Here is a 23,673-nt window from a genome sequence, read left to right as displayed (position 1 = left end):
CCCTTTTAATTGAATATTCACTCATGTAAATGACGATACAGCGAGGTAAAAAGTTACATTCGCATACATCTGCGAGTTCTCGGAGGAATCCGAATTGTCGTCCGACACATGATATCGGAGTGTAGAATTTCTCAATCTTATAATGAAAAAACCACGCAAGCCTGTGCCTGTGCGTGGTTTTTCTATGATTAGAATAATGGATCGACGAACACCTTATACAATCTCTGCTTAATCTCCTCTGGCGAGAGCTTGCGATGATTCCGTTCGAAAATGTAAACATCAGGTCTTAATACTGCCATGATGGCGTCCGCGTAGAACACAGGATCAATAATCTGTGTCGCATCCGAAGCCTGACTATCCGACAATAGCCGAACCATGACCGCATGAATGGTTTCGTAATGTTCAGAATAGAAAGGGATGCCTCCCTGTTCTTCGCCTCCCCCGCTTGCCTGAATAGCCGCAAGAACGGAAGAATGCGTCTCAAGCGATTCCAAATGATACAGCAGTACGGTCTCGAGCTGTTCCCTTAAAGAATGTTCCGACTTGTGTTTATCTAAATAGTCATTTATCCTGGCATAGTTCTGGTTGCAGCTCTCACCAATGAGATCCCAGCACAACTGCCCTTTATTAGAATAGCTTCTATAAAGTGTGCCCTGGCCAACACCGGCTTCCCGCGCAATGTGACGCATGCTCACATTCTCAACGCCATGCTCTGCGAATAGCTGAGTAGCTCTCGCTAAGATCGTTTGACGGCGTTCCTCAGCATCTTTACGCAGCTGACGTTCATGCATAGGTTTCCCTTCTTTCCCGAGTGCTCATACAAAGTATGAAGTACCAAACGATAGCCTGGTTATTCTCATACTCCAATTTACCCTCTAAAGGCATCAGGGTCAACAACGACACAAATGAAATGGCAGCGCTTAAACCTTGCATCGTCCTGCTAAATGATTACGTGAAATTTGATCCATAATCTGCCAAGACATTCATCGCCATCATTCATGTAAATTCCTTCCTTTTCGCGACCAAAGGATCTGATTGAAAACACAAATGAAAAAGAATCCGCTGTGTCAGCGGATTCTTCTTTCTATCTATTCGATTACATCGGTTGAATAGGCTTGTCCTTCAAGATATCTTCCACTTCTTGGTAGCCATCAGGGTAGGCAAAGTTATATCGTGCTGGAAGTGCGAACACGTATTTATCATTGCGAGTTAGTTCGCTTGGTCCCATAGGCGCTGCGCCGATGAATAATTTCTCCTGCTGAAGTGCGTTCCATTGATCGATCGTAAAGACATAAATCGGGATGTCCTGTCTAGGCTTGTCAGCTGTCCATTCGGGATGGCGGATGCTGATGGATGCGCCACTTTCAACGACCTTACCGTTTGTTGCATCTTGTCCTTTCCATTTGTCCGTTACAATCGTGTACCCTTTCCAACTGTCCGGCAGCGTGAAACGGAAGCCATACTGGGTATTCTCATAGACGGTTTGATGAACCTCATTCGCTTGTGAAACGATTGGTACTACCTGTTCACCTTGATTCGCTCTATTTGCAGACACTATAGCCGGTACGGATACGGCGACAACAGCCAGCAGCAGTAACGCTGCGGCTCTCTTGGTTTTCTTTTTCATATTCATTTCCTCCTCAATAGCTTTTCGTTTTTAAGCGACGGCCGGCTTACAACTTCATATTACCCAGACCAGCCTCGAAAGGAATGACAGAATGGTAACGAAACAGTTACAAGTAGGTAACGAAAGATTCTACCAATAGGAATGCAAAAAAACCGCGATTTTCGCGGTTCTAATGAGATCATGTTTAAGTCACAAGGCAGGATCGAGCGCTGCCGTTTATATTCTTTCTAAAGTAAAAACACCTAAGTGTAGTTTATTATCTTTTAATTGAATGGGATGACCTGACTCTGATGCTTCACCTAAAATGTTGATATAATTAAATCCATCTTGGCTTTCTAATGAATACTTAGCTGAGATGTCCTCGAATACAACGGTTCCATCAGATAAAAATTCAACATTCATTCCTTCTTTAAAATGTTGTTCGATTCGCATGGACTCCCACACATGTATTTGCCCATATTTAGACTGGAACTTTTCCAAGTCTATAGGTTCATTCGTTACAACCCATTTCCCTACTATTTCTTTTTGTGCTATTGGTTTGTCATTATTTCCGCATGCCACGCAAAATAATAAAATGACAACAATAATAATTTGGAAGCCCTTCATGATTTGTCTCCTTTTCTCTCTTTTACTCAAGTGTACAGGCGCTGAATAGTCTAACTTCCATTCATCACTCCTCTTCGTTAATTGCAGCCTCTTCCTATTCGTTATCGGTTGTAACGCTTCATTCTTCCACTCGGAACGACTAAAAAGCCGCGATTTACGCGGCCCTTTAAACATTTTATGTTCTTGTCCTCCGATATGAGTTAAGGTTGTAAGGAAGTATGGATCTCGACGACACTGCTGTCGTAACTGCTGCCGTTCCATACCGAATAGGACAGTTCGTTGCCAGACGGGCTCCACGACGAGCTCACGGCGTTCTCTACGTCGGCTGCGATGCGGGTCGCTTTATTGGACAGAAGATCGTGGACGTAGAAGCCTTTGACCGTCGCCCCGCTTACCTCCGCTTGCTTGCTGTACGCGATAAACCGCTGGTCCTTCGACCAGGAAATTCCTCCAAGCTCCGCGCCTTCCGCGATCGTCTTCGCGTTTCCTCCATCCAGATCGCACAGCACCAGCTTGACACCGGAGCCTACGTATTGCTTCACCAGCAGCTGCTTGCCGTCAGGCGAAGGAATGACGCTACCTACGGGACCAAGCCCCATATCTTTGATCTCCTTGGTATTCAAATTTAGCACTTTCAGCGCTTCATCCGCATTGGAGTTAAAGTAGACTCTGTTGCCGTGCTTGGCTACGATAATCAACATCCCATCGCTCAAAGCGTCAAGCACGGCGATATCGCCATTCGTGGTTGCCGTGTAAGCTCCGCCTGCATAAGAAGCCCCGATGATGTTGCCATCATCCGCCCATCCAGCGCTCATGGCTCCTCCGATGGGTTCGCCGGACAGGCCGTACGACTTCAACGTTTCCAGATTCATGACATAATAAGCGGGATCGCCGATCGTATACGCCGAATAGATGAGATGCTTTTTGTCCGGAGACAAGCTGGCGTCTCCCAAGAACGCGTTCTCTTGCTCCTTCAGAGGCACGAGCTCTCCCGTCTTCAGATTGAATCGGTACAAGCTGCGCGGATAAGTATCCGCCAGTTCCTCCAGCTTCATCTTCTCCATGGACTCGTTCACCTTGGAAACAATGACCGTCTCCTTGTCCAGCCAGCCGAATATCTCCATTTTCTCGTACCGCTTGATGCCGTCTACCGTAAGAGCCGGAACAGTCGCCGGCTTGTTGTTTTCGTTATCAATGACGGTGATCGTTTTCCCCGGCTCCTGTATGACCTGCCGATTGCCTCCGTTATCTTCGCTGCAAGCGGTGAAAGTAAGCAGCAATGCGGATACGCATAACGTAATAGATAATTTTGTTTTGTTCAATGTGACCGCCTCCTTAATGCTTACAATACCGACCGAATGTTGCGAAAGAACGAAGAATTGTTTCCAAGTTGTAAACAAACTTATCGGAATTGTGCCTTGAACGTCATACGGAACGTTGTGCCGCTGCCATCCGACTTCACGATGGAGATGCTGCCTCCCTGTGTCTCGACATACCGCTTGGCCAGTGACAGACCCAGTCCGGCTCCGCCATGCTCCCTGGATCTGTTCCGATCCACCGTGTAGAACGCTTCGAAAATTTTATCTGCAACCTCGCCCGGAACGCCGATTCCCGTGTCGGTAATTTCGATGATGACCTTATTGTCTCTGAGAAAACTGCTTACCCGGATGGATCCGCCCGTCTTGTTATATTTAATGGCGTTGTCCAGCAGGTTCGCAAGCACGATATTCATATAATCCTTATCGGCTTCCATATAAGCTTCATGCAAATCCGTCTCTAGCGCCAGGCCGAACTTGTCCATTTTCCCCTTTAGCCTCGCCAAGACCGACTCAATCGTGCCACGTACCTCGAGCCTTTCCTTGTTATACTCAAAATCGTATTTCTCTAACGCGGATAATTGCAGCACCTTCTCCACCATTTCGTAAAGTCGCCGCGTCTCTCCGGCGATATGGGTTTTGGCCTTAGCGAGCAGATCCTCGTCATCCGGATACATGTCGAGCAGATCGAGGTATGCTTTAATTGAGGTCAGCGGCGTCTTGAACTCATGCGTGACATTGCCGATGAACTCCTTCTGCTGCCGATCAAGATTCGATAGCTTGCGAACCGCAAGTGCTAGCTTCTCTTGCTCTTCGTCCTTATCCCGCATCGTGACCATAAGGCGTTGGCTCATGGCGGCAATACCCGCTCCGAGCTCCCCAATCTCGTCTCTCCGCTTCATGTCCGGCACCGCGAACTGTCCATTCCGAATACGTCCTACCGTATCGTTCAGCTTAATGATGCTGCGAGCAAAGGAGAAGAAAAACAAGTAGCCCAGGAGGAAGCTCAGCACGAACACGCCTGCTCCAATATAGAAGAACAATCGTTTGATCTCATTATAGAAAGCTTGATGGTCACGAAGGGAATAATAGAACTGGACGACGCCGACCTGTTCACCCACCGTACGAAGCGGGGTTAAATAATACATAGAGTCGCCTTCTACCAAATAAGCAGTCTTGTTCTCCAGCGCATACGCTAGCGTCTGCTTAATGCTGCCAGACGGAGGAGCCGCATCTCTCTTCCCAATAACGTCGCCGGTCCTATCGTACAGTACGACGGGCTGACCGCTTATCAGTTCCAATTGCTCGCCGAACGCTGCGCCATTGGTCTCCAAGAAAGTTTTAGGAACTTTATTGGCTTGCTCCATGATGGATTGGATAAAATATACATTCGCTGTTTCGGCTTGCTGAGCGAGAAGCGCTTCCGTCTGAGCACTCTGATTTCGTTCGATCCCCTGCAAGACCAACATGCTAAGCACGAATACCGTAAGCAGCAGAAGCCCGGCGAGAAACAGACTGAATTTCAACTTGATGCTAATTCTAATTCTCACCGTAACCTCCGGACACCCTGTAGCCGATACCATGCACGGTTTGAATGGCATCGCCGTAGTCGGGTCCAAGCTTCTTGCGCAGCCGCTGCACATGAATATCTACCGTACGTGTCCCTCCGTAATAATCCATTCCCCACACGAGGTCCAGCAATTGATCCCTCTCGTATACCCTGCCTTGATTGGCTGCCAGCAGTGCCAGCAGATCGAATTCCTTAGGCGTCAGCTCGAGCTTGCGTTCGCCAGCCATAACCAATCTTCTGCCAACGTGTATCTTCAATCCGCCTAGCTGAATCTCTTTCGGCTCCTTCTTCTCTCCAGCGGATTGTATTCTTCTCAGTAAGGATTTGAGCCGCGCGAGCAACTCCCGCATGTCGAAGGGCTTCGTCAAATAGTCGTCGGCCCCAAGTTCCAGCCCGAGCACCTTATTGACGATGTCTTCCTTGGCTGTCAGCATGATGACGCCGATTCCGTCTTTATCCTGCATCTTCTTCAGCACGTCATAGCCGTCCATGCCGGGCAGCATCACATCGAGAATAATAGCATCGGGACGCGTCTCGCCTAGACGTTTCACCGCAGTGTCTCCGCGATCGATGATCTCCACCTCGTATCCTTCACGCTTCAAGGCATAGGAGATCGCGTCCGAGATCGCAATTTCGTCTTCAATGACCATAATTTTCACTTGCATGGCATTCTCACCTGCCTCATGTCGTTATCCTATGCATCCATTATAATCTCTTTCCGGCTGGAGCCAATATTTACCCCCATGAGTAATTGATGCACCTTGGACGAAACGCTAAAAAGCCGCGATTTTCGCGGCTTTGACGGTAACGCATTTTTTGGAAATTTCTTCTGTGATCTCACCAGAGGAAAGTGGATATTAATAAATCCTCGATTGAGAATGAATAAGGTAGCGCTCCATCCTCGGAATATTTAGTTCCCCATCAACCACTGCTAATTCGTAACAGTTCTGTTCTCCGTTCTTATAATTCAGACTAATCCAATCATCCTCGATTAGGTAGGTCTTGCGAGGCTGGCTGCCATATATGCGGATATCAAGATCAAATATCGTGTCCTTCGTAATGCTTTGGTTGATCGCTAACGGTAGAATCGTTCCTTCCCTGACAAAGAGAGGGATCCGTGCTGTTTCGACATTGATGTACTGCTTACCTATATACCTAGTACCACTCCAGAAATCATACCAGTCGCCTTCCGGCAAGTAGACGGATCTCCCAGTACCTTCATTCAAAATAGGAGCCACGAGGAGGTTGTCTCCCATCATATACGAATCATCGATGGTATGCACCTGTGTATCGCCCGGATAATCCAGCACGAGTGCCCGAAAAGGCGGGGTTCCATATCTCTCATAACGGGCATACGCTTCATACAAGTAAGGAATGAACGCATTTCGCAGTTGCAGCAGCTCGCGGCATTGATCCTGCAGCTCACTGTTTTCAAGCAGGATACCCTGTGCATTTTTGTCAATATCATACTGCTTCCAAGGCGGATTCGGCACCATCCAAGCATTAATGATTGAAAGCGGCGAAAACACGACTGTCTGCATCCTACGGATAAATTCTTCCCCGCTGCCACACTGTCGAACCTCAGGAGACCACAGTAGTCCTGAGAATCCGGCGTTCAGAATACCGCGTACAAACTGCCCATGATCATACAAATCGCTATATAACACAAAACTCATTGGCGACCCGTAGCTCCACCCGGCTCGAACCTGAGAATATGTACGCAGATTTCGCTGTTCAAACTGTTGCTGGATCGTGCGTTGAACCATTGCTCCAAACAAGTTTTTAGCTTGTTCACCGTCCATTCCCGACGGAAACTGTGAGAAGTCGGGAAAGAACCAGCCTCCAGTAAAGTCAGACCCATCGCATTCATCTAATTTGACAGCGCCGATTCCCGTATCAATCAACTCGCCTTGCCGGCTCCCATAGATTTTCCTCGCCTCTGGTAGAGCAAAATCTGGGACAAGTCCTTCCCACACCTCATAGTCACCGGAATACGGACGCAGTTCCTCATAGAAGTCGGCCGTCTTATGAACGTACGCCTGCTCCCAGAGGTTCAGCTCCAGACCCGCACGTTTTACGTTTTCTACTAGGCGCTCCGGGTTTGGGAAGCGATTCGAATCCCACTTAAATGAACACGAATATGCGTGGCTATGCCAGCCTGGTTCCAATCCTAACATAGAAAAAGGCATTTGTTCGTTCTGAATATCTTCCAGCAAACATTCCACTTGACCTTGATCTGCCGGGCCATAGCTGCGATATAAGTTTCCTAGCCCCCATATCGGCGGCAGTACTCCACCGCCTGAGAATAAATTATAGCTTTCAACGACTTGCTTGATCGACTCGCCCGCAAAGATATAAATATCTGCGCCTTCCAATCCTTGAATAAAAATGGATACTTGGCTTCCCCGTTTCTCTTCGCTATATAACGACTCTGTCCGGATTGCGATCTCTTTCTCTTTACTTTTGCTGTTTTCCGAATAGACTCGTCTTGTGGCTCCACAATCGAATTCAACGCATCGACTCGTATCCACAAGAATCCCATAAGCCTTTGTCGACACATAGAACGGCACGGGAGCGTGCGCATCGCCGGTATCATTTGTTGCATCTGCATTCGTACGCAGTCTTTTTCTTTTGCCATTCTGTACAAACGACTGCAATTGTAAGCCAAGCCCATAAAGCTTCTCATCCTCACCAAGCGGAAGGGTTATCAAAAATCCTTGAGAGGTCGATTTCGCCGAAAGCTCGCCTTCAGCAAAAGGAAATGTCTGCTTCGCCATATTTTTCAGTTGTTCGTTTTCCTGTCCTCCAAAAAAATGATGAGGAGTTAGTTGCTCTGCCGTCCCCAGCTTCACTTTCCAGATTGTTGGAAAGCACTGTATCTTCTCCATGCGCCACCCCTTATTTGAGTGCTCTAAATTCCGAGCATTATGTCAACTAATCCATTCTTAAGTTACTCGTATTCGCGAAAAGAATGGAAGTATCCTGCCCATAAACGATTAAATCGATATTATCGTTATCCGTCACAGTGCAGGCAGCTTATTGATTTGTATAATTTTCCTTGGATAGGAGATACTCCCGTTATTAATTATCTCTGCAGAGGGTGAACGATTATCAATCCATTTCTTAAGCAGCTACAGCAAAAGTTTCTCAACAACGATGACTTTTTCAATCTCCGAGAGACACTCATCGACACTCCAATCGTATTAATGGGTTTTAATTCGTTGATTGACCTGGTACTTACCAAGTTAAGTCTGCAAACATATATCAATGCCGCTAAAGAAGCCAACCTCACGATTGATGAATTCAAGAACATTTTAGGCGAAGTTCACAATAATGCCTCTGTCGAAGATGCCTTATCCAGCCTCCTGCAAGGGAAGCTCTTGATATACTTCGAGAACGACGGTTCATATATAATGATGGAGCCTGCTCCGAAACCGCTTAATCGTGCGGTTGAATCGCCAATTAACGAAAACGTATTTCTTGGTTCTCTTAACTCTTTTACCGAGGACATAGAAACCAATATTGGTATCGTACGGAAGCAGCTTCTCACAGACAACTTGCGGGTCAAATCCTTCAAAATCGGCAGCGATGAAATTACACAGCTCTCTCTTGTTTATTACGAAGGGCGTGCGAATATGGAGCTCGTCCATAAAATCATCAATCAAATCGAAAAAAACAAACGAAAACAATCCGAAAACCTGCAACAGCTGTCGAAAAAAATACTAGGCTTCTCTTCATGGAGCCTGATCTCAAATTACAACCAAACAGAGTTACCTCAAGAAGCAGCTAACTTTCTCAGAAAAGGCCGAGTTATTCTTTTCGTGGACAGGCTTCCCAACGCACTTGTCATCCCCGGAATACTATGGGACATCTTCTGTCTGGACAGCGATCGCAACCTCCCACTACCCTTGATGTACTTTTTGCGTGTTTTACGCGTCATGGGAGCATTTGTCACTACGGTCTTACCAGGACTCTATGTCGCTCTAGTATCGATTAACCCCGAGGTACTTCGAATTGAAATGGCCCTCTCGATTGCACAGACGCGGATAGGCGTTCCATATCCAGCGATTATCGAAATCATTCTTATGCTCTTCATCCTTGAATTAATTATCGAAGCCAGCATCCGATTACCCAAAACCATAGGGACTACGATAACAATGGTCGGTGGCATTATACTAGGTCAAGCCGTCGTGCAAGCCAAGTTGGTCAGTAATTTACTTATCATCATTCTTGCGGCAACAACCATTGCAAACTCGACGATCGTCGGTCTGCAGCAGTCGTTAGCGCTTAGAATATCCAAATACGTCATTGTGGTCTTAGCAGCCATGTACGGAGTACTCGGGATATTGGAAGGGCTAGTATTGATTTGTGCTTATATCGCAAGCTTGAACACTTACGGGATCCCGTTTCTGAGCTTCTCCAAAGAAAAGGACGAAATGACTCATGGATAGAAGCTGGCAAGTCGGTCTGACCTACTTTATTTCAAATCTAGGGCTCATTTTCTTTCTGTATCCTGGAGATATAATTGCTTGTACGGAAGACGGTCATTGGATTCCGATCCTCCTCGGCTTCATCGTGCAAATTATTGTCCTGTACTTCTATACGAAAGGACTCAGTTATATTGGGAAGAAAGATATCATCAGCCTATATTTAGGAATCGGCAAAGGAATGCCCTTCTTAATCTTGCTTCCGATAGCTGTTTATCTCCTGTTGGTTTGCATCATCGCGGTTCGTACTTTGGCGGAGATTATGACGATCGTTTTCTTATCCAGTACACCACTCTGGGCAATCATGCTCTTGTTCTTGACGGTTTCAACTTATATATCCTTTCAAGGCATCACATCCATCTTAAGGACCAGCGTGCTGCTCGGCTTTATCAATGTTCCGATCATTTTGTTTTTTTTCTCGGCCTCCTTTCAAAATGCCGATTGGCGCTATGTTTTCCCTCTGATCAGCAATGCTTCTTTTCTAACCACCCCTAGTTACCTGACTAGCTTTTTTGTATGCGCTGGAGGGTTTCTGTTCCTAGGCTTCGTTCAGCCTTATGTAGCTTATCGGAGAAAGTACATTATGATTGCGGCCTTGGCTCTGCTGCCCTTCTTTATTTTCTCGGTATATATCCCATTAATGACCTTTGGCAAAGCTACCGCATCTACATTCTACTTTCCGTTTATTATTTCGCTCGATACGATCTCGATAACGTGGTTAATGTTTGACCGAATTACGATATTTTTACTTTTAAGTTTGACTTCCTTTCTTATGATTCTCATGTCGATTTCAATATGGTCTACTATGCGGGTCGTTAACCAGAGTCTCCCCTTTATGAAAACCAAGTATTTACTACTAGGGATTCCTCTATTTGTTTTTATCGTTTGCTTGCAGATTCCAAACTGGAAAGACATCGAGAAGATCTTTTGGTGGAGCACATACTTAAGATTTTATATCTTGCTAACCGTACCGCTTTCGACTTATTTTATTGGAATGCGATTTAAAGGGAGATCGGGCTATGGGGCAATCGATTAAGCAAGCAATGAGAATCACAATCATTGTCGGACTGTTAGGGGTTCTATGTGGTTGTTGGGATAACAGAGATATCGATCACCGCTCATTACCTGTCACCATGGGGCTTGCGTACCATAACAAATTATATGAAGTTGTACTGCAAATTCCTGAACCGGAACCAGACGGAACTAACATTAGAATCATAAAGCAATCGGGTAAAACCATAAACGAAGCCGTGGATAAGATCAGCGAGAGGATGGAAAGCAGCGTCGATCTACTTCATCTGAAATTAATTCTTATCGAAAAAGGATACGCAGAGCAAGGCCTTACAGACGGAATCTCCAGTTTCATGAGGTCTAGAGATATATCCCCAAAAGCAATAATTGCCATATGCGATGAAAATATAGGCTCTTTTTTTGATTTTGTAAAGAAATCCATGACGCCAAAAGGGACGACTCTTTACGACTGCTTTGAGAAAAATGCGGGATGGAATCCTCAGATGGCTATAACACACATATGGCAAGTATATAGAAGTATTCATTCTTATACCCGAGACGTCGCTATTCCTATTATTAAATCCGGAAAGAGCGGAACAATCGATTACGAGGGCTCCGCTCTCATTAAGAACGGTAAAATGATTGATCAAATCACGGCAGAAGAAACGTTGCTATTCAACTCTTTTACCGGACAGAGTGCACAAGGGAAGATCGAAGTCATGGACAAAGCGAGCGTCCTAATCTTAAAAAGCTCGATGCAGCATCACAGTAAATTTAAAGGAGGTACCCCCTATCTAGACGTTCAAATCACAATGAGTGTCTCCATTCTGGAAACGAAAGGGAGCGTATCGTCGGAGCTCATTAAGCAAGAGCTGAAAGACATCCTCACTAAGCGGTTTAATTCTATGTTTCATAAGACACAAACCCGTGAAGCTGATATTCTTGGGCTGGGACAATACTATAGAAACAAACTACCTCGAACCCAGCTACGCCATTGGAGAACCGAGTATTTGCCCAAGCTGAAATTAAATTTAAAAGTGAAAACGATTATCCAGAATGAAGGAAACACAAGGCTCACATAATCATGTTTCGTTAAATAAATTAAAAAAGCCGCAGTTTATGCGACTTCCGTTGTATTCGAGTTTATTTCCATTTGTCCTTCAGTTGTCTCCTTACTTCAGCAATCTCCAACCGAAGTTTTTCGAGCTCACTCTTTACCGCGCGCATCAATGAATTCAGCCCGAAACCGATCATGAACAATACTAGACCCAATATCGATATGTTACCTGCGGCCACCATTTCTAACAAAAAGAAGAAGATTCCGAGTGAGATAAGAATGAGCGAAATGATTTTAACGCTTCTTAACGAGTCATACATGATTTGCCACTCCATTCGCATGAAGCCAATTTTCCTTATGCAAACACTTTATTTGATTTCAATATTCTATGTGCACACATTCGATCTGTGTCTCGAGCAAAATGAAAAACGCCAAGGCAAAATGCCTTGGCGTTTTGATTTAATGCGTGACTGGATACTCGCACCCCTTAACTTTCGGGGACACCGATTATGCTTCGCTTGGATACTTAAGACCCCATGGCTCGCGGATCCGATCAAGCGTCTCCATGATATTCACAGTCTCTTCTACGGTTAAGACATCGCTCTCCTTACGGCCTGCGCGCAGGCACTCCATCGCCTCAATTGCCTGGTAGAAGTGGCCGGACGGCTCGAGCTCTTGCTTGAAGAGGACCGGCTCTTCACCGTTCACATGCAAGGTTGCGGCCTTGGCGAACAGGAATGCTGGTATTTCGATCCGCCCCTTCGTCCCATAGATGACAGCCTCGTTGGTCATAGACAGTCGTACCGAGCTATGCAGGGAAGCAGTGCGGCCGCCGCCGTATTCGAACAGCAGCGAGAACTGCTCATCGACGCCTGTCTCGCCTATCAAGACAGAGCTCTCTATCTTGGAAGGCTGCTCTCCGCCGTACACCATCGATGCGAACGACACCGGGTAGATACCTGCGTCGAGCAGTGTGCCGCCGCCTTTTTCTTTGTTCAACAGCCGCCCCTCGGGATTCCAGCCAGCGTCGAATCCGAACTCGGCCTTCACAATGCGCACCTCGCCGATCACGCCGCTGTTCAACCACTCACGCACCTTGATGATGGCAGGCAGGTACCTCGTCCACATTGCTTCCATCAAGAATAAGCCCTTCTGGCTGGCCAAATCTGCAATCTCCTTCGCCTCGGCCGCGTTGATCGTGAACGGCTTCTCGCAGAGCACGGACTTGCCTCCGCGCAGCAGCGTCAGCGCGTTCTCTACGTGGATCGGATGCAGCGTGCCAATGTAGACGATCTCGACGTCCGGATCGGCCGCGAGCTCCTCGCAGCTGCCATATGCGCGCGGGATGCTGAATTTCTCGGCGAATGCTTGCGCCTTGTCGAGCGAGCGTCCCGCGACGGCGACGAGCTCCGCTCCCGGCGCGTACGGTAGTTCAGTAGCGAAGTTGTCCGAGATGCCCCCCGGGCCCATGATGCCCCATTTCACGATGCGTTGTTCCGCCATGATTAAGTCCCCTTTACCTATCAGATAACTCTACCTTAACCGAAATGAGAACGATTGCAAAGCTTTTCGGGCAAAGTTAACGAGTATTATTTGCGGAACAACATCGGGGCTGCCGACAGCGAAGCTTAAAAATAATTGCACGTAATCCCGCCGTCAATATTCAAGATCGCGCCGTTCGTCCAATCGGATTCATCCGACGCGAGGTAGATCGCGCTGTTCACGATATCCTCCGGCCGTCCGAAACGTCCGCTCGGCTGACGGTTCAGGCGGATCCGCTTAGCCTCTTCATCCTTAAGCAGCCACTCAGTAAGCAAAGGCGTCTCGATCGGACCGGGACAGATGGCGTTGCTGCGCACGCCGTAAGGGCGGAATTGAATCGCAAGCGATCTCGTCAACGACACGATCGCTCCTTTGGATGCGGTATAGGCATCCTGCGGCACCGAGCATCCCATGAGTGCGACGAAAGAAGCGATATTGATGATCGAGCCGTTCCCTCGCTGGACCATATGCGGGATGACGTGCTTGCACATGAGGAAAGTCCCTTTCACGTTCACATCCATTACCCGGTCCCACACCTCGACCGTTGTATCGATAACGGAGCCGTCCTCCGCGGGCATAATGCCAGCATTGTTGTACAGCACGTCGACACAACCGAAGCGTTCCACGGCCAGACCGACCGCCGTTCGCACACTCTGCTCATCAGCGACGTTACACGGGAAGAAAGCTGCCTCTCCTCCTTGCTCCCCGATTTCGCCAGCCGCAGCTCGCCCCGCTGCTTCGTTCACCTCGAACAAGGCGACCTTCGCGCCTTCCCGAGCAAACATGCGAGCAGCCGTTAGTCCCATGCCGCTGCCTGCGCCGGTTATCAAACATACTCGATCCTGCAAACGTCCCATCGCAGCAATCTCCTCTCCATCACCCTTGTTCAAAATACCGTATTCGTTCCCAATCCGTGACGAATGCATCATATGCTTGCTGCTCCACCCGGGCCATATTGTAATAATGGTCCGTCACCAAATCGCCGAATGCCGAGCGCACGAGCGGGCTTGCTTTCCAGACCGCCATCGCTTCATATAGGGATGCCGGAACACGTGGAAGTCCTTCGGCCGCATAAGCGTTCCCTTTCCACTCCGGCGGCGGCTCGATCCGGTTCTCGATGCCATGCAAGCCCGCAGCGATCATGGCCGCAAAGGCGAGATACGGGTTCATATCTGCGCCGGGAATGCGGCTTTCGATCCGCAGACTTTGCCGCTGGCCGACAATGCGCAGTCCACTCGTCCGGTTGTCACGACTCCAGACAATGCTAACCGGCGCCCAGCTCTCGGGCGCGAACCGCTTATAGGAATTGACGGTCGGGGCAAAGAACAGCGAGAAGTCGCGGGTGCAGGCCAAGATTCCGCCGAGAAAATAACGCATCTTCTCCGACATGCCATACGGCTGCTGGTCCGGGTCCTCGAACAGATTGCGCTCCCCTTTCTGATCCCAGACGCTGATATGGATATGGCCGCTCGAGCCGGTCCATCCGTGATGTGGCTTCGCCATAAATGTAACGGAACAGCCCTGCTGAATACATATTTCCTTAATGCCATGCTTCAGAATTACGTGCCGATCAGCCGAAGTGAGCGCATCCGCAAAACGTATGTTAATCTCATGCTGTCCGACGGCTGCTTCGCCTTTCGTCGATTCAATCGGAATGCCGGCCTCATTCATGCTGTTGCGAAAGAGCCGGTACAGAGGTTCGTTGCGGGTGCCCTGCAGCAAATTATAATCCTCGTTGTAATGCCCTGCGGTGTTCATATGCATCGTGCGATAGCCGTCCGCGTGGAGCTGTTCATACGTATCCCGGAACAGAAAAAACTCCAGCTCGCTAGCCATCATGATGCGGAAGGAGAGCTGCTCCGCCCGCTCAAGCTGCCGACGTAAAATCTCCCGAGGTGAAACCGCGATCCGGCTTCCTGTATGCTCATCTTCAACATCGCATAGCACGAGCGCAGTCTTCTCCTGCCACGGAATGACGCGCAGCGTGCTCCAATCCGGCTTCGCCAGCCAGTCGCCATAGCCGCTTTCCCAATTCATCAGCGCATACCCGCTAGGCGTATTCATCTCCATATCGGTGCCGAGCAAATAGACGCAGAAGTGAGTTCCTTTCGTCAGCCCGCTGCTCAGACAATAATCGCTGGTCAGCCGCTTCCCCATTAAACGGCCCTGCATATCGCAAAAGGCGAGAATCAACGTGTCGATCTCGCCGACTTTCATCGCTCCTTCCAGCTCCGCTATGGACAGAAGCCCACCAGAACTAGAACTAGTACTTGAACCAGAACCAGATCCAGACTCGGTCTTCTTCGGCTGATCATCCATCGTTCATCCCCCCTTTCCCTCCACAAACAGATTGATATATTTCAACTCCATATAATCGTCCAGCCCGTGATGCCCGCCTTCCCGTCCTGTCCCGCTCTCCTTAATGCCGCCGAACGGCGCTTGGGGAACGCTGAGAGAGGTGCCGTTCACGGCAACCATGCCGAACTCGAGCTGCTCGCACACCCGGTACACCCGGCTCACGTCGCGGGTGAACACATAGGCCGCCAGTCCGTACGGCGTCGCATTGCAGCGGGCGATGACCTCGTCTTCATCAGTGAAAGAGGCAATCGGCGCAACCGGCCCGAAAATTTCCTCCTTCATCACGTCCATCTCCTCATTAACGTCCGTCAGTACAGTCGGCGCGTAAAAATGCCCATGCGCATATTTCTCTTCCATTAGACGGGAGCCGCCAGTCTGTATGGACGCCCCCTTCGACTTGGCGTCGGCTACAAGCCGCTCGACCCGAAGGATCGCCTCACGGTCGATCAGCGGGCCGATGTCCACGTCCGGCTCATTGCCCGGTCCGACGCGGAGCGCACGGGTATGTGCTGTAATCCGCTCGCAAAGTTCCTTACGAATCGCCTCATGAGCGTAGATCACATTAATGCCGTTGCACACTTGCCCGCAATTTTCAAACTTGTTGCCTACGATCGACTTCGCCGTCAGCTCAACATCGGCATCGGGGAAAACGATGACCGGCGCGATGCCGCCAAGCTCCAGCGACAGCCTCTTCAGTCCGCTCGCTGCTCGCTGCATGATCGATTTGCCCACTTCAGTCGAGCCTGTAAACGAAATTTTGCGCACGCGGGCATCCGACAAGAACACGTCGCTGATCGCAGCAGCGCTTCCGGTCACTAGATTCGCGACGCCGCTCGGAATACCGGTATCCATCAGCAGCTGGAATAAAGCGACGGCAATAAGCGGCGTCTGGCTCGCCGGCTTGACGACGATCGTGCAACCGGCAGCCAGCGCAGGAGCGGCTTTACGGATAATCATTGCAGCGGGGAAATTCCATGGCGTAATCATGCCGACGACGCCGACCGGCTGGCGCCATACCATGATGCGCTGATTGGGGCGGGAGCCGGGTATCGTCTCGCCGTAAGCGCGCTTGCCTTCCTCGGCATACCAGCGGATAAACTGCGCGGACCCTTCCAGCTCGCCCGCCGCTTCCTGAACCGGCTTTCCCTGCTCCCGCGACATTAAGAGCGCAAGCTCATCCCTCTCCCGCTCGATCCGATCCGCCCACTGGTGCAGAAAAGCCGCCCTCTGCCCAGCTGTCAGCCGCCCCCAACCGGGAAGCGCATTCGCCGCTGCATCGACGGCTCGGGCAGCACCCTCGCCGTCTCCTCTTGGCACTCTACCGACCGCTTCGCCTGTCGCCGGATTGTAGACGGTCAAGCTGCCTTGCGCCTCTGTCACTTTCTCCCCATTAATCCATTGGAAATTCCATCTGTCCAAATCCAATTCCGCTCTCGGCTCCATCTCCTCGTTCCCTCTCGTCACGGCTACCGCTCCTTCCGTTGATTTGATCGATTAGCCAGCGGAACGGAACAAGTCCTTCGTCATCGAGGACGGCCATCATCTCAGGGTGCCATTGCAGAGCGAGCACGCTCGGATGGCCGAGATGAACGATCGCTTCGACGATGCCGTCCTCCGCAACAGCTGCCGCGACAAGACCATCCCCGAGTCTTCGAACCGCTTGATGGTGATAACTGTTCACCCTGATTTCGTCCGTCCCGTATAGCCGCTGAAGCTCCGCCGCCAGCAGCTTCACCCGGTGCGCCTTGTACCAGCGAGGCGCGCGGGCGAACTGATGGGCGAGCACATCAGCCGAATGATCCGCTACATCCACAAATAGCGTGCCGCCGAAGCTGACATTGAGCAGCTGCATCCCTCTGCAAATGGCGAGAATCGGCTTCTTCTGCTTAAGCGCCTCTTCGATCAACCGCAGCTCGAAGCGATCCCGCTCGGGCGCAATGATCCCGCAGCGCAGATCGGGGTTCGCCCCGTATAGATGCGGATCGACATCTTCGCCGCCGGCCAGAACGAGGCCATCGAGCGCCTCTACAATTCGCCCGCAAGCCGAAGGATCGCACGCCGGAATGCCAACCGGCGCCGCGCCGACCTTCTGCACGGCATGCATATAATCGTGCCCGATCACGCCAAACCCTTGTCCGGGCATGCCGCGAAACCTCCCTCCTACCCCCTCCTCGCCAGCGACATAATAGCCCGTAATGCCGATAAGCGGCATCGTTCTCATCCGATCTCCCTCCTTCTCGCTTCATTTTATTCCGGGCCTGTGGGACAAATGACCAAGCACAGCTCTGGTCTTCCATGATCTCCGCTATCTGCGATAATTCCAGCTATCCGCCCCATACTTCTCGCTGGTGAGCCGGTTCGCGAGCTCCAGTTCGCCTTCGGTTAGCCGCCCGTTCACGAGCTCGACCCCAAGGCATTCCGCGAAGCTGTCACGGAATACTTGCTCAAGACGCTGCATCGACACGGGCGACATGTTCCTTCGTCGCAGACAATCATTAATCGCAGCCGCTTTGCGTCCGAATAAGCGATGCATCCGCTGTTTGAGCTCCGGACTTGCGAATCGAAGCACCGAGAACAGCTTCTCGTCATCCAGCTCGAGCAGAATCGAGCCGTGCTGCATAATAACGCCGCTCCCGCGCATCTGTGCGCTTCCGGCGACCTTGCGGCCGTCGACAACCAGCTCGTACTTGGACGGCGCGTCAAAGCAGGCTGCAGTAATCGGCTGCCGCTCTGACACGCGCTCGCTCCCGCTATTTCCCTGCCGCTCATCAACCTGTCCCGACATCGCCGCATCCAGTCCCAGTTTGCGGAAGCCGATCAACAAGCCTCTGCTTAACTCCCCGCAAGCTTCCGCGACATTCGCAGGCATGCCCTGATAGCGTTCGGAGACGACGATACTGTAGGTCAGCTCTTGATCATGCAGGACGGCTCGTCCTCCGGTTGCTCGGCGGACGAAACCCAGACCATGCTCGCGAAGCGCACTGAAATCTACTTCCTTCTCCGCCTGTTGGAAGTAACCAATTGATAGAGACGCCGGGCTCCAGCCATAGAACCGTACCGTCGGCGGCACGGCGCCTTCTCTGTGAGCAATCGTGATTGCCTCGTCAATCGCCATATTGTCCGCAGGTGACCGGTCTCCTGTATGCAAGAACCGCCATGGCTGCTGCCGACCGTGTACGGCATCTTGCCGCAACCGCCCGCTATTTATTAATGGCTTCATATTGGTCGGCGCTGAGCAGCTTGTTCACGATAGCGGAAGAATCGCCGTCGACCTCGACTTCGACGATCCAGCCTTCGCCGTATGGATCCGAATTGACGAGCTCAGGCGCGTCGAGCAGCGCTTCATTGACCTTCGTCACTTTTCCAGTAACCGGACTGTACAGCTCGGAAACTGTTTTTACCGATTCAATGGTGCCCATTGGCTGTCCCTCATCTACCTCTTGGCCAATCTGCGGAAGCTCGACAAACACGATATCGCCTAGTTGACATTGAGCGAAATCGGTAATGCCAATCTTGACAGTACCGCTTCCTGCTTCCGCCCATTCATGATCCTTCGTATATCCTAGTCCTGGCTTGACTACGCTCATCTTCAGCATCCTCCCAAAATCGTTATGAAACGCTAGTCAGACACGCTTAGCCTAATTTCCATTAACATCTTCTCCCGTGGGCGTGTATATCTTATTGTATGGCGGTAGGCATCAGGCCAATACCGACCAAGAAAACCGAATAAGCGGATGATGGTAACGGGAGAGACTGCCTGCAGGATTCAAGCGGCGGCGCCGAAGGAGTAAGCTTCGCGGGAAGTGAATCTCTCAGGCAAAAGGACCATTGCCGGACGCATCTCTGGAGAGCACGCGCGAAGGCGGTTATCGCAGCCTCGGCGTCACCCACGGGGAAACCCGAACGTATGCGCCTTCTTCGTTCGGGGCAACTCTCAGGTACCAAGGACAGAGCAAAGAGCGAGAACGGGCAAGCGCAGCCAAGCTGTGCGTTCGTAGAGCTTTTTGCTGCTGTCTTTTTTTAAGTTTAATGGCATTAATCTTAATAGCGTTAAGGGTTAAGTCTTGTATTCTCGTCTAGGAGGGAACGAAATGGCGATCGACCTGAAGAGAACGCCGCTTTATCCGCTCTACGCCGACTATCCCGGTGCGAGGTGCATCGATTTCGGCGGTTGGGAGCTCCCTGTTCAATTCTCCGGCATTCAAAAAGAGCATGATGCGGTGCGTCAGCAAGCCGGGCTCTTCGATGTTTCGCATATGGGTGAATTCTATGTCACTGGCCGTTTCGCCGAAGCCTTTCTCCAGCAGGTGACCACGAACGATGTTTCGAAGCTGGTAGACGGCCAGGCGCAGTATACACTGATGTGCTATCCGGACGGTGGAGTCATCGATGACCTGCTCGTATACCGAATTACGGCAGATCAATATATGGTTGTCGTCAATGCCGCCAATATCGACAGTGATTTCGATTGGATGCGCGAGCATCTGATCGGCGACGTTACGCTCGAGAATAAATCGAGCGAGCTTGCTTTGCTTGCGCTCCAAGGGCCGTCTGCAGCGGCGATTATGGCTTTGGCCACGGACCCATTCGTTTGCGATAAGCTCGCTCCCTTCCGCTTCGCGACCGCGGTTTCGGTCGGCGGCGTCCAAGCTCTCGTTTCACGTACCGGCTACACCGGAGAGGATGGCTTTGAAATCTATGTGGTTGCCGATCAGGCGCAGCACGTATGGCGGTCGCTGTTTGGTGCGGGTACAGCTTACGGACTCCAGCCCGCCGGTCTTGGCGCCCGAGATACGCTCCGGTTTGAAGCTAGGCTGCCGCTGTATGGTCAAGAGCTGTCCGCTCGGATTTCGCCCCTCGAAGCAGGACTAACCCCTTTCGTCAAGCTCGATAAAGGCAGCTTCATCGGACGCGACGCGCTTCTTCGACAAAGGTCGGACGGCGTGCCCCGCAAGCTCATCGGCATCGAGATGATCGACCGCGGCATCCCCCGCTGCCACTATCCTGTCTGCACGGCCGATGGAACGCCAATCGGCGAGGTCACCTCCGGCACCCAATCACCCACGCTGAAACGGAATCTTGGTCTTGCTCTAATTGAGGTTGGCTACTCTGGAATTGGAACCGGAGTTTGGGTTGAGATTCGCGGCAAGCTGCTCAAGGCAGAAGTCGTCAAAACCCCTTTCTACAAAAGATAAGTACGGTTAATGACATTAAATACGCGATTGAGGAGTGTGCGTAATGACGAGTCCGCACCGCTACATCCCAATGACCGAACAGGATAGAGCCGAAATGCTGGCCACGATCGGCGTAGCTAAGGTCGATGATCTCTTCCGTGATATTCCGGATGCGATCCGTTACCACGGCGTCCTGCCGATGTCGCCTGCTCTGGATGAAATTTCGCTGCTTGCTCATATGAGAGAGCTGGCTGGCCGCAACGCGGATACAAGCAGCTGCGCCAGCTTCCTCGGCGCAGGCATCTATGATCATCATATACCGGTAATCATTAACCACATGATCTCCCGCTCCGAATTTTATACCGCCTATACCCCCTACCAGCCGGAAATAAGCCAAGGCGAACTTCAAGCTATTTTCGAATTTCAATCCTATATTTGCGAATTGACCGGCATGGCCGTCGCAAATGCAAGCATGTACGACGGAGTAACGGCGCTGTCGGAAGCAGGCGCGCTCGCAGCAGGAGCTACCAAACGGCGCAAGCTCGTCGTCTCCCGCACGGTTCATCCGGAAGCACGTGAAACAGTCCGAACGATGGCACGGGGACTTGGACTTGATATCGTCGAGGTAGGCTATTCCGTAAGCGGCGTTACCGACCTGGACGCACTTCGAGCAGCCGTTACCGTCGATACTGCTGCGGTGCTTGTCCAATCCCCTAACTTCTTTGGCTGCCTGGAGGACTTGGCTGCGATCGAGCCGATCATCCATGGCGTCAAAGGGTTGTTCATCGTCAGCGCCAATCCGATCTCGCTCGGACTTCTCGAAGCGCCAGGCAAGCTCGGCGCCGACATCGTCGTTGGCGATGCGCAGCCGCTCGGCATACCGCAATCGCTCGGCGGGCCGACCTGCGGCTTCTTTGCCGTCGCCGAACCGCTCATGCGCCGGATGCCCGGCCGAATCGTCGGCCAGACGAAGGACATCGATGGCAAGCGCGGGTTCGTGCTGACGCTGCAAGCGCGGGAGCAGCATATCCGCCGCGAGAAAGCGACCTCGAACATTTGCTCGAATCAGGCGCTGCTCGCTCTATGCGCTTCGATCTACCTGTCTACATTAGGCAAGCAAGGCCTTATCGGTGTGGCAAATCTGAATCTTCGGAAGGCGCATTACGCGAGCAGCCAGCTTGCCGGCCAACACGGGATCACGCTTCCTTTCGCCGCTCCATTCTTCAATGAATTCGTCATTCGGCTGCCAGATGAAGGAACATCTGTGAGCGAGATCAATCGAGAGCTTCTGAAGCATGGCATCCTAGGCGGCTATGACCTCAGCCTTGCGTATCCGGAGCTTAAAGGGCATATGCTGGTTGCCGTCACGGAGAAACGGACCCGCGAGGAAATCGATCATTTTGCTAGTAGATTGGGGGAAATGGCATGAATAAGGGGGAAAAAGCGCTAATCTTCGAACTAAGCAAACCTGGACGTATCGCCTACTCACTTCCGGCTTGCGATGTGCCCGAAGTAGAGGCTGCCACCTGCATTCCAGCGTCGATGATCCGGCAAGTGCCCGCTCAACTGCCAGAGGTTTATGAGGTCGACGTCGTACGCCATTACACGGAGCTTTCGAGGCGGAACTTCGGCATCGACAATGGTTTCTACCCTCTCGGCTCGTGCACGATGAAATACAATCCGAAGATTAATGAGGATACTGCACGGCTCGGAGGATTTGCCCACATCCATCCCTATCAGCCAGAAAGTAGCATTCAAGGTGCTCTTGAGCTTCTATATACGCTGCAGAACGATTTGGCCGTGCTCACCGGCATGGATCAGGTATCGCTTCAGCCCGCTGCTGGCGCGCATGGCGAATGGACCGGACTCATGATGATCCGTGCCTACCACGAGAACAGGGGCGAGAATCGGACGAAAGTGATCGTTCCCGACTCCTCGCATGGCACGAACCCGGCAAGCGCGACGACCGCAGGGTTCGAGACGATTACGATTCAATCCGATGCGAGCGGCATGGTCGATCTGGATACTTTGCGCGCGGCCGTAGGCAGCGATACCGCCGCGCTCATGCTAACGAATCCGAGCACGCTCGGCCTATTCGAGGAGCACATCTTAGAGATTGCCCAGATCGTCCACGAGGCCGGTGGACTGCTCTACTACGACGGCGCCAATTCTAACGCCATAATGGGCATTACCCGCCCAGGCGATATGGGCTTTGACGTTGTCCATTTGAACCTGCACAAGACGATGAGTACGCCGCATGGCGGAGGCGGTCCGGGAGCGGGACCTGTCGGTGTCAAAAGCATGTTGATCCCTTATCTGCCCAAGCCGATCGTAGGTCTCCATAGTGACGGAACCTATTATTTCGATTATGACCGCCCAGAATCGATTGGACGGGTCAAAGCCTACTACGGCAACTTCGGCATATTGGTCAGAGCTTACACCTATATCCGCACCTATGGATCGGAAGGTCTGCGCCAGGTGTCCGAATGCGCCGTGCTGAATGCCAACTATATGATGCACCGCCTCTCCTCCCATTACGAGATTCCGTATCCCGGCGTCTGCAAGCATGAATTTGTTATGTCCGGTCGCGGCTTGAAGGCTTACGGCGTCCGAACGCTCGACGTTGCCAAGCGAATTCTCGATTTCGGCTACCACCCGCCCACGATATATTTCCCGCTCAACGTCGAGGAAGCCATAATGATCGAGCCGACTGAAACGGAGAGCAAAGAGACACTCGACCACTTCATCGATACGATGATTCAGATCGCCGAAGAAGCGCGTACATCTCCCGAGCTCATCATAGGCGCTCCTTACGGCACCGTCGTGCGCCGGCTCGATGAGACGAACGCGGCGCGCAAGCCGATATTAAACTGCTCGTGCGGAATCTGAATAAGGATCTACATGAGAAAAGCCGCGATATTCGCG

Annotated in this window: 20 protein-coding genes and 2 riboswitches; of the genes, 6 read left to right on the top strand and 14 right to left on the bottom strand. The window is 51.1% G+C overall.

Annotated elements, in window-relative coordinates; all coding sequences use genetic code 11:
• Window positions 1–188 precede the first annotated feature (188 nt).
• The 7 genes from AC0YNX_RS06195 to AC0YNX_RS06165 form a co-directional block, all read right to left on the bottom strand.
• On the bottom strand, window positions 189–791 hold the full coding sequence (locus AC0YNX_RS06195; protein WP_475814754.1) for a TetR/AcrR family transcriptional regulator: 603 nt from the start codon (window positions 789–791) through the stop codon (window positions 189–191).
• A 305-nt stretch (window positions 792–1,096) separates the two neighbouring features.
• Window positions 1,097–1,627, bottom strand: coding sequence for a hypothetical protein (locus AC0YNX_RS06190; RefSeq protein ID WP_475814753.1), 531 nt, complete (start codon window positions 1,625–1,627; stop codon window positions 1,097–1,099).
• 216 nt (window positions 1,628–1,843) lie between these two features.
• Window positions 1,844–2,407, bottom strand: a complete 564-nt coding sequence (locus AC0YNX_RS06185; RefSeq protein ID WP_475814752.1) for a hypothetical protein — start codon at window positions 2,405–2,407, stop codon at window positions 1,844–1,846.
• 26 nt (window positions 2,408–2,433) lie between these two features.
• Entirely contained in the window at window positions 2,434–3,555 is a 1,122-nt protein-coding gene (locus AC0YNX_RS06180; protein WP_475814751.1) for a TolB family protein, read from the bottom strand.
• 80 nt (window positions 3,556–3,635) lie between these two features.
• Window positions 3,636–5,099, bottom strand: coding sequence for a sensor histidine kinase (locus AC0YNX_RS06175; RefSeq protein WP_475814750.1), 1,464 nt, complete (start codon window positions 5,097–5,099; stop codon window positions 3,636–3,638).
• A complete protein-coding gene (locus tag AC0YNX_RS06170) occupies window positions 5,089–5,784 on the bottom strand; it encodes a response regulator transcription factor (RefSeq protein WP_475814749.1) in 696 nt (231 codons plus the stop codon). The genes AC0YNX_RS06175 and AC0YNX_RS06170 overlap by 11 nt, the downstream gene beginning before the upstream one ends.
• A 192-nt stretch (window positions 5,785–5,976) precedes the next feature.
• Window positions 5,977–8,007: a TIM-barrel domain-containing protein gene (locus AC0YNX_RS06165; protein WP_475814748.1), complete on the bottom strand. Its 2,031-nt coding sequence runs from the start codon at window positions 8,005–8,007 to the stop codon at window positions 5,977–5,979.
• Between the two features lie 219 nt (window positions 8,008–8,226).
• Between AC0YNX_RS06165 and AC0YNX_RS06160 the strand changes: the two genes are divergently transcribed.
• The 3 genes from AC0YNX_RS06160 to AC0YNX_RS06150 are packed head-to-tail and all read left to right on the top strand — an operon-like array spanning window position 8,227 to window position 11,699.
• Entirely contained in the window at window positions 8,227–9,570 is a 1,344-nt protein-coding gene (locus tag AC0YNX_RS06160) for a spore germination protein (protein WP_475815192.1), read from the top strand.
• A complete protein-coding gene (locus AC0YNX_RS06155; RefSeq protein ID WP_475814747.1) occupies window positions 9,563–10,642 on the top strand; it encodes a GerAB/ArcD/ProY family transporter in 1,080 nt (359 codons plus the stop codon). Before AC0YNX_RS06160 ends, AC0YNX_RS06155 begins: the two co-directional genes overlap by 8 nt.
• Window positions 10,626–11,699: a Ger(x)C family spore germination protein gene (locus tag AC0YNX_RS06150; RefSeq protein ID WP_475814746.1), complete on the top strand. Its 1,074-nt coding sequence runs from the start codon at window positions 10,626–10,628 to the stop codon at window positions 11,697–11,699. The genes AC0YNX_RS06155 and AC0YNX_RS06150 overlap by 17 nt, the downstream gene beginning before the upstream one ends.
• 482 nt (window positions 11,700–12,181) lie before the next feature.
• Here the strand turns inward: AC0YNX_RS06150 and AC0YNX_RS06145 are convergent, their stop codons facing one another.
• The 7 genes from AC0YNX_RS06145 to gcvH form a co-directional block, all read right to left on the bottom strand.
• On the bottom strand, window positions 12,182–13,177 hold the full coding sequence (locus tag AC0YNX_RS06145) for a Gfo/Idh/MocA family protein (RefSeq protein ID WP_475814745.1): 996 nt from the start codon (window positions 13,175–13,177) through the stop codon (window positions 12,182–12,184).
• Window positions 13,178–13,302: 125 nt separating this feature from the next.
• Window positions 13,303–14,073 carry an SDR family NAD(P)-dependent oxidoreductase gene (locus tag AC0YNX_RS06140; protein WP_475814744.1) on the bottom strand — a complete coding sequence of 257 codons (771 nt, stop codon included), beginning with the start codon at window positions 14,071–14,073 and terminating at the stop codon, window positions 13,303–13,305.
• Between the two features lie 19 nt (window positions 14,074–14,092).
• Window positions 14,093–15,535, bottom strand: a complete 1,443-nt coding sequence (locus AC0YNX_RS06135) for a glutamine synthetase family protein (protein ID WP_475814743.1) — start codon at window positions 15,533–15,535, stop codon at window positions 14,093–14,095.
• Window positions 15,536–15,538: 3 nt separating this feature from the next.
• Entirely contained in the window at window positions 15,539–17,038 is a 1,500-nt protein-coding gene (locus tag AC0YNX_RS06130) for an NAD-dependent succinate-semialdehyde dehydrogenase (RefSeq protein WP_475814742.1), read from the bottom strand.
• Window positions 16,965–17,795 carry a gamma-glutamyl-gamma-aminobutyrate hydrolase family protein gene (locus AC0YNX_RS06125; RefSeq protein WP_475814741.1) on the bottom strand — a complete coding sequence of 277 codons (831 nt, stop codon included), beginning with the start codon at window positions 17,793–17,795 and terminating at the stop codon, window positions 16,965–16,967. The genes AC0YNX_RS06130 and AC0YNX_RS06125 overlap by 74 nt, the downstream gene beginning before the upstream one ends.
• Before the next feature lie 84 nt (window positions 17,796–17,879).
• Entirely contained in the window at window positions 17,880–18,794 is a 915-nt protein-coding gene (locus tag AC0YNX_RS06120; protein WP_475814740.1) for a lipoate--protein ligase family protein, read from the bottom strand.
• A complete protein-coding gene (gene gcvH / locus AC0YNX_RS06115; RefSeq protein ID WP_475814739.1) occupies window positions 18,775–19,161 on the bottom strand; it encodes a glycine cleavage system protein GcvH in 387 nt (128 codons plus the stop codon). The genes AC0YNX_RS06120 and gcvH overlap by 20 nt, the downstream gene beginning before the upstream one ends.
• A gap of 147 nt (window positions 19,162–19,308) precedes the next feature.
• A riboswitch (glycine riboswitch) is annotated at window positions 19,309–19,412 on the top strand.
• A 3-nt stretch (window positions 19,413–19,415) separates the two neighbouring features.
• Window positions 19,416–19,527, top strand: a riboswitch (glycine riboswitch).
• A gap of 138 nt (window positions 19,528–19,665) precedes the next feature.
• Here gcvH and gcvT point away from each other — a divergent pair.
• Genes gcvT through gcvPB form a run of 3 tightly spaced genes read left to right on the top strand, consistent with a single transcriptional unit; the run spans window position 19,666 to window position 23,637 of the window.
• Window positions 19,666–20,769 (top strand): glycine cleavage system aminomethyltransferase GcvT, encoded by a 1,104-nt coding sequence (gcvT, locus tag AC0YNX_RS06110; protein WP_475814738.1) that lies wholly within the window; start codon window positions 19,666–19,668, stop codon window positions 20,767–20,769.
• A gap of 43 nt (window positions 20,770–20,812) precedes the next feature.
• On the top strand, window positions 20,813–22,177 hold the full coding sequence (gcvPA, locus tag AC0YNX_RS06105; RefSeq protein ID WP_475814737.1) for an aminomethyl-transferring glycine dehydrogenase subunit GcvPA: 1,365 nt from the start codon (window positions 20,813–20,815) through the stop codon (window positions 22,175–22,177).
• Window positions 22,174–23,637, top strand: a complete 1,464-nt coding sequence (gene gcvPB / locus AC0YNX_RS06100; RefSeq protein ID WP_475814736.1) for an aminomethyl-transferring glycine dehydrogenase subunit GcvPB — start codon at window positions 22,174–22,176, stop codon at window positions 23,635–23,637. The genes gcvPA and gcvPB overlap by 4 nt, the downstream gene beginning before the upstream one ends.
• Window positions 23,638–23,673 lie beyond the last annotated feature (36 nt).

This window comes from Paenibacillus sp. J31R98 (assembly GCF_056269245.1).
This window is presented reverse-complemented; position numbering and strand designations above follow the sequence as displayed.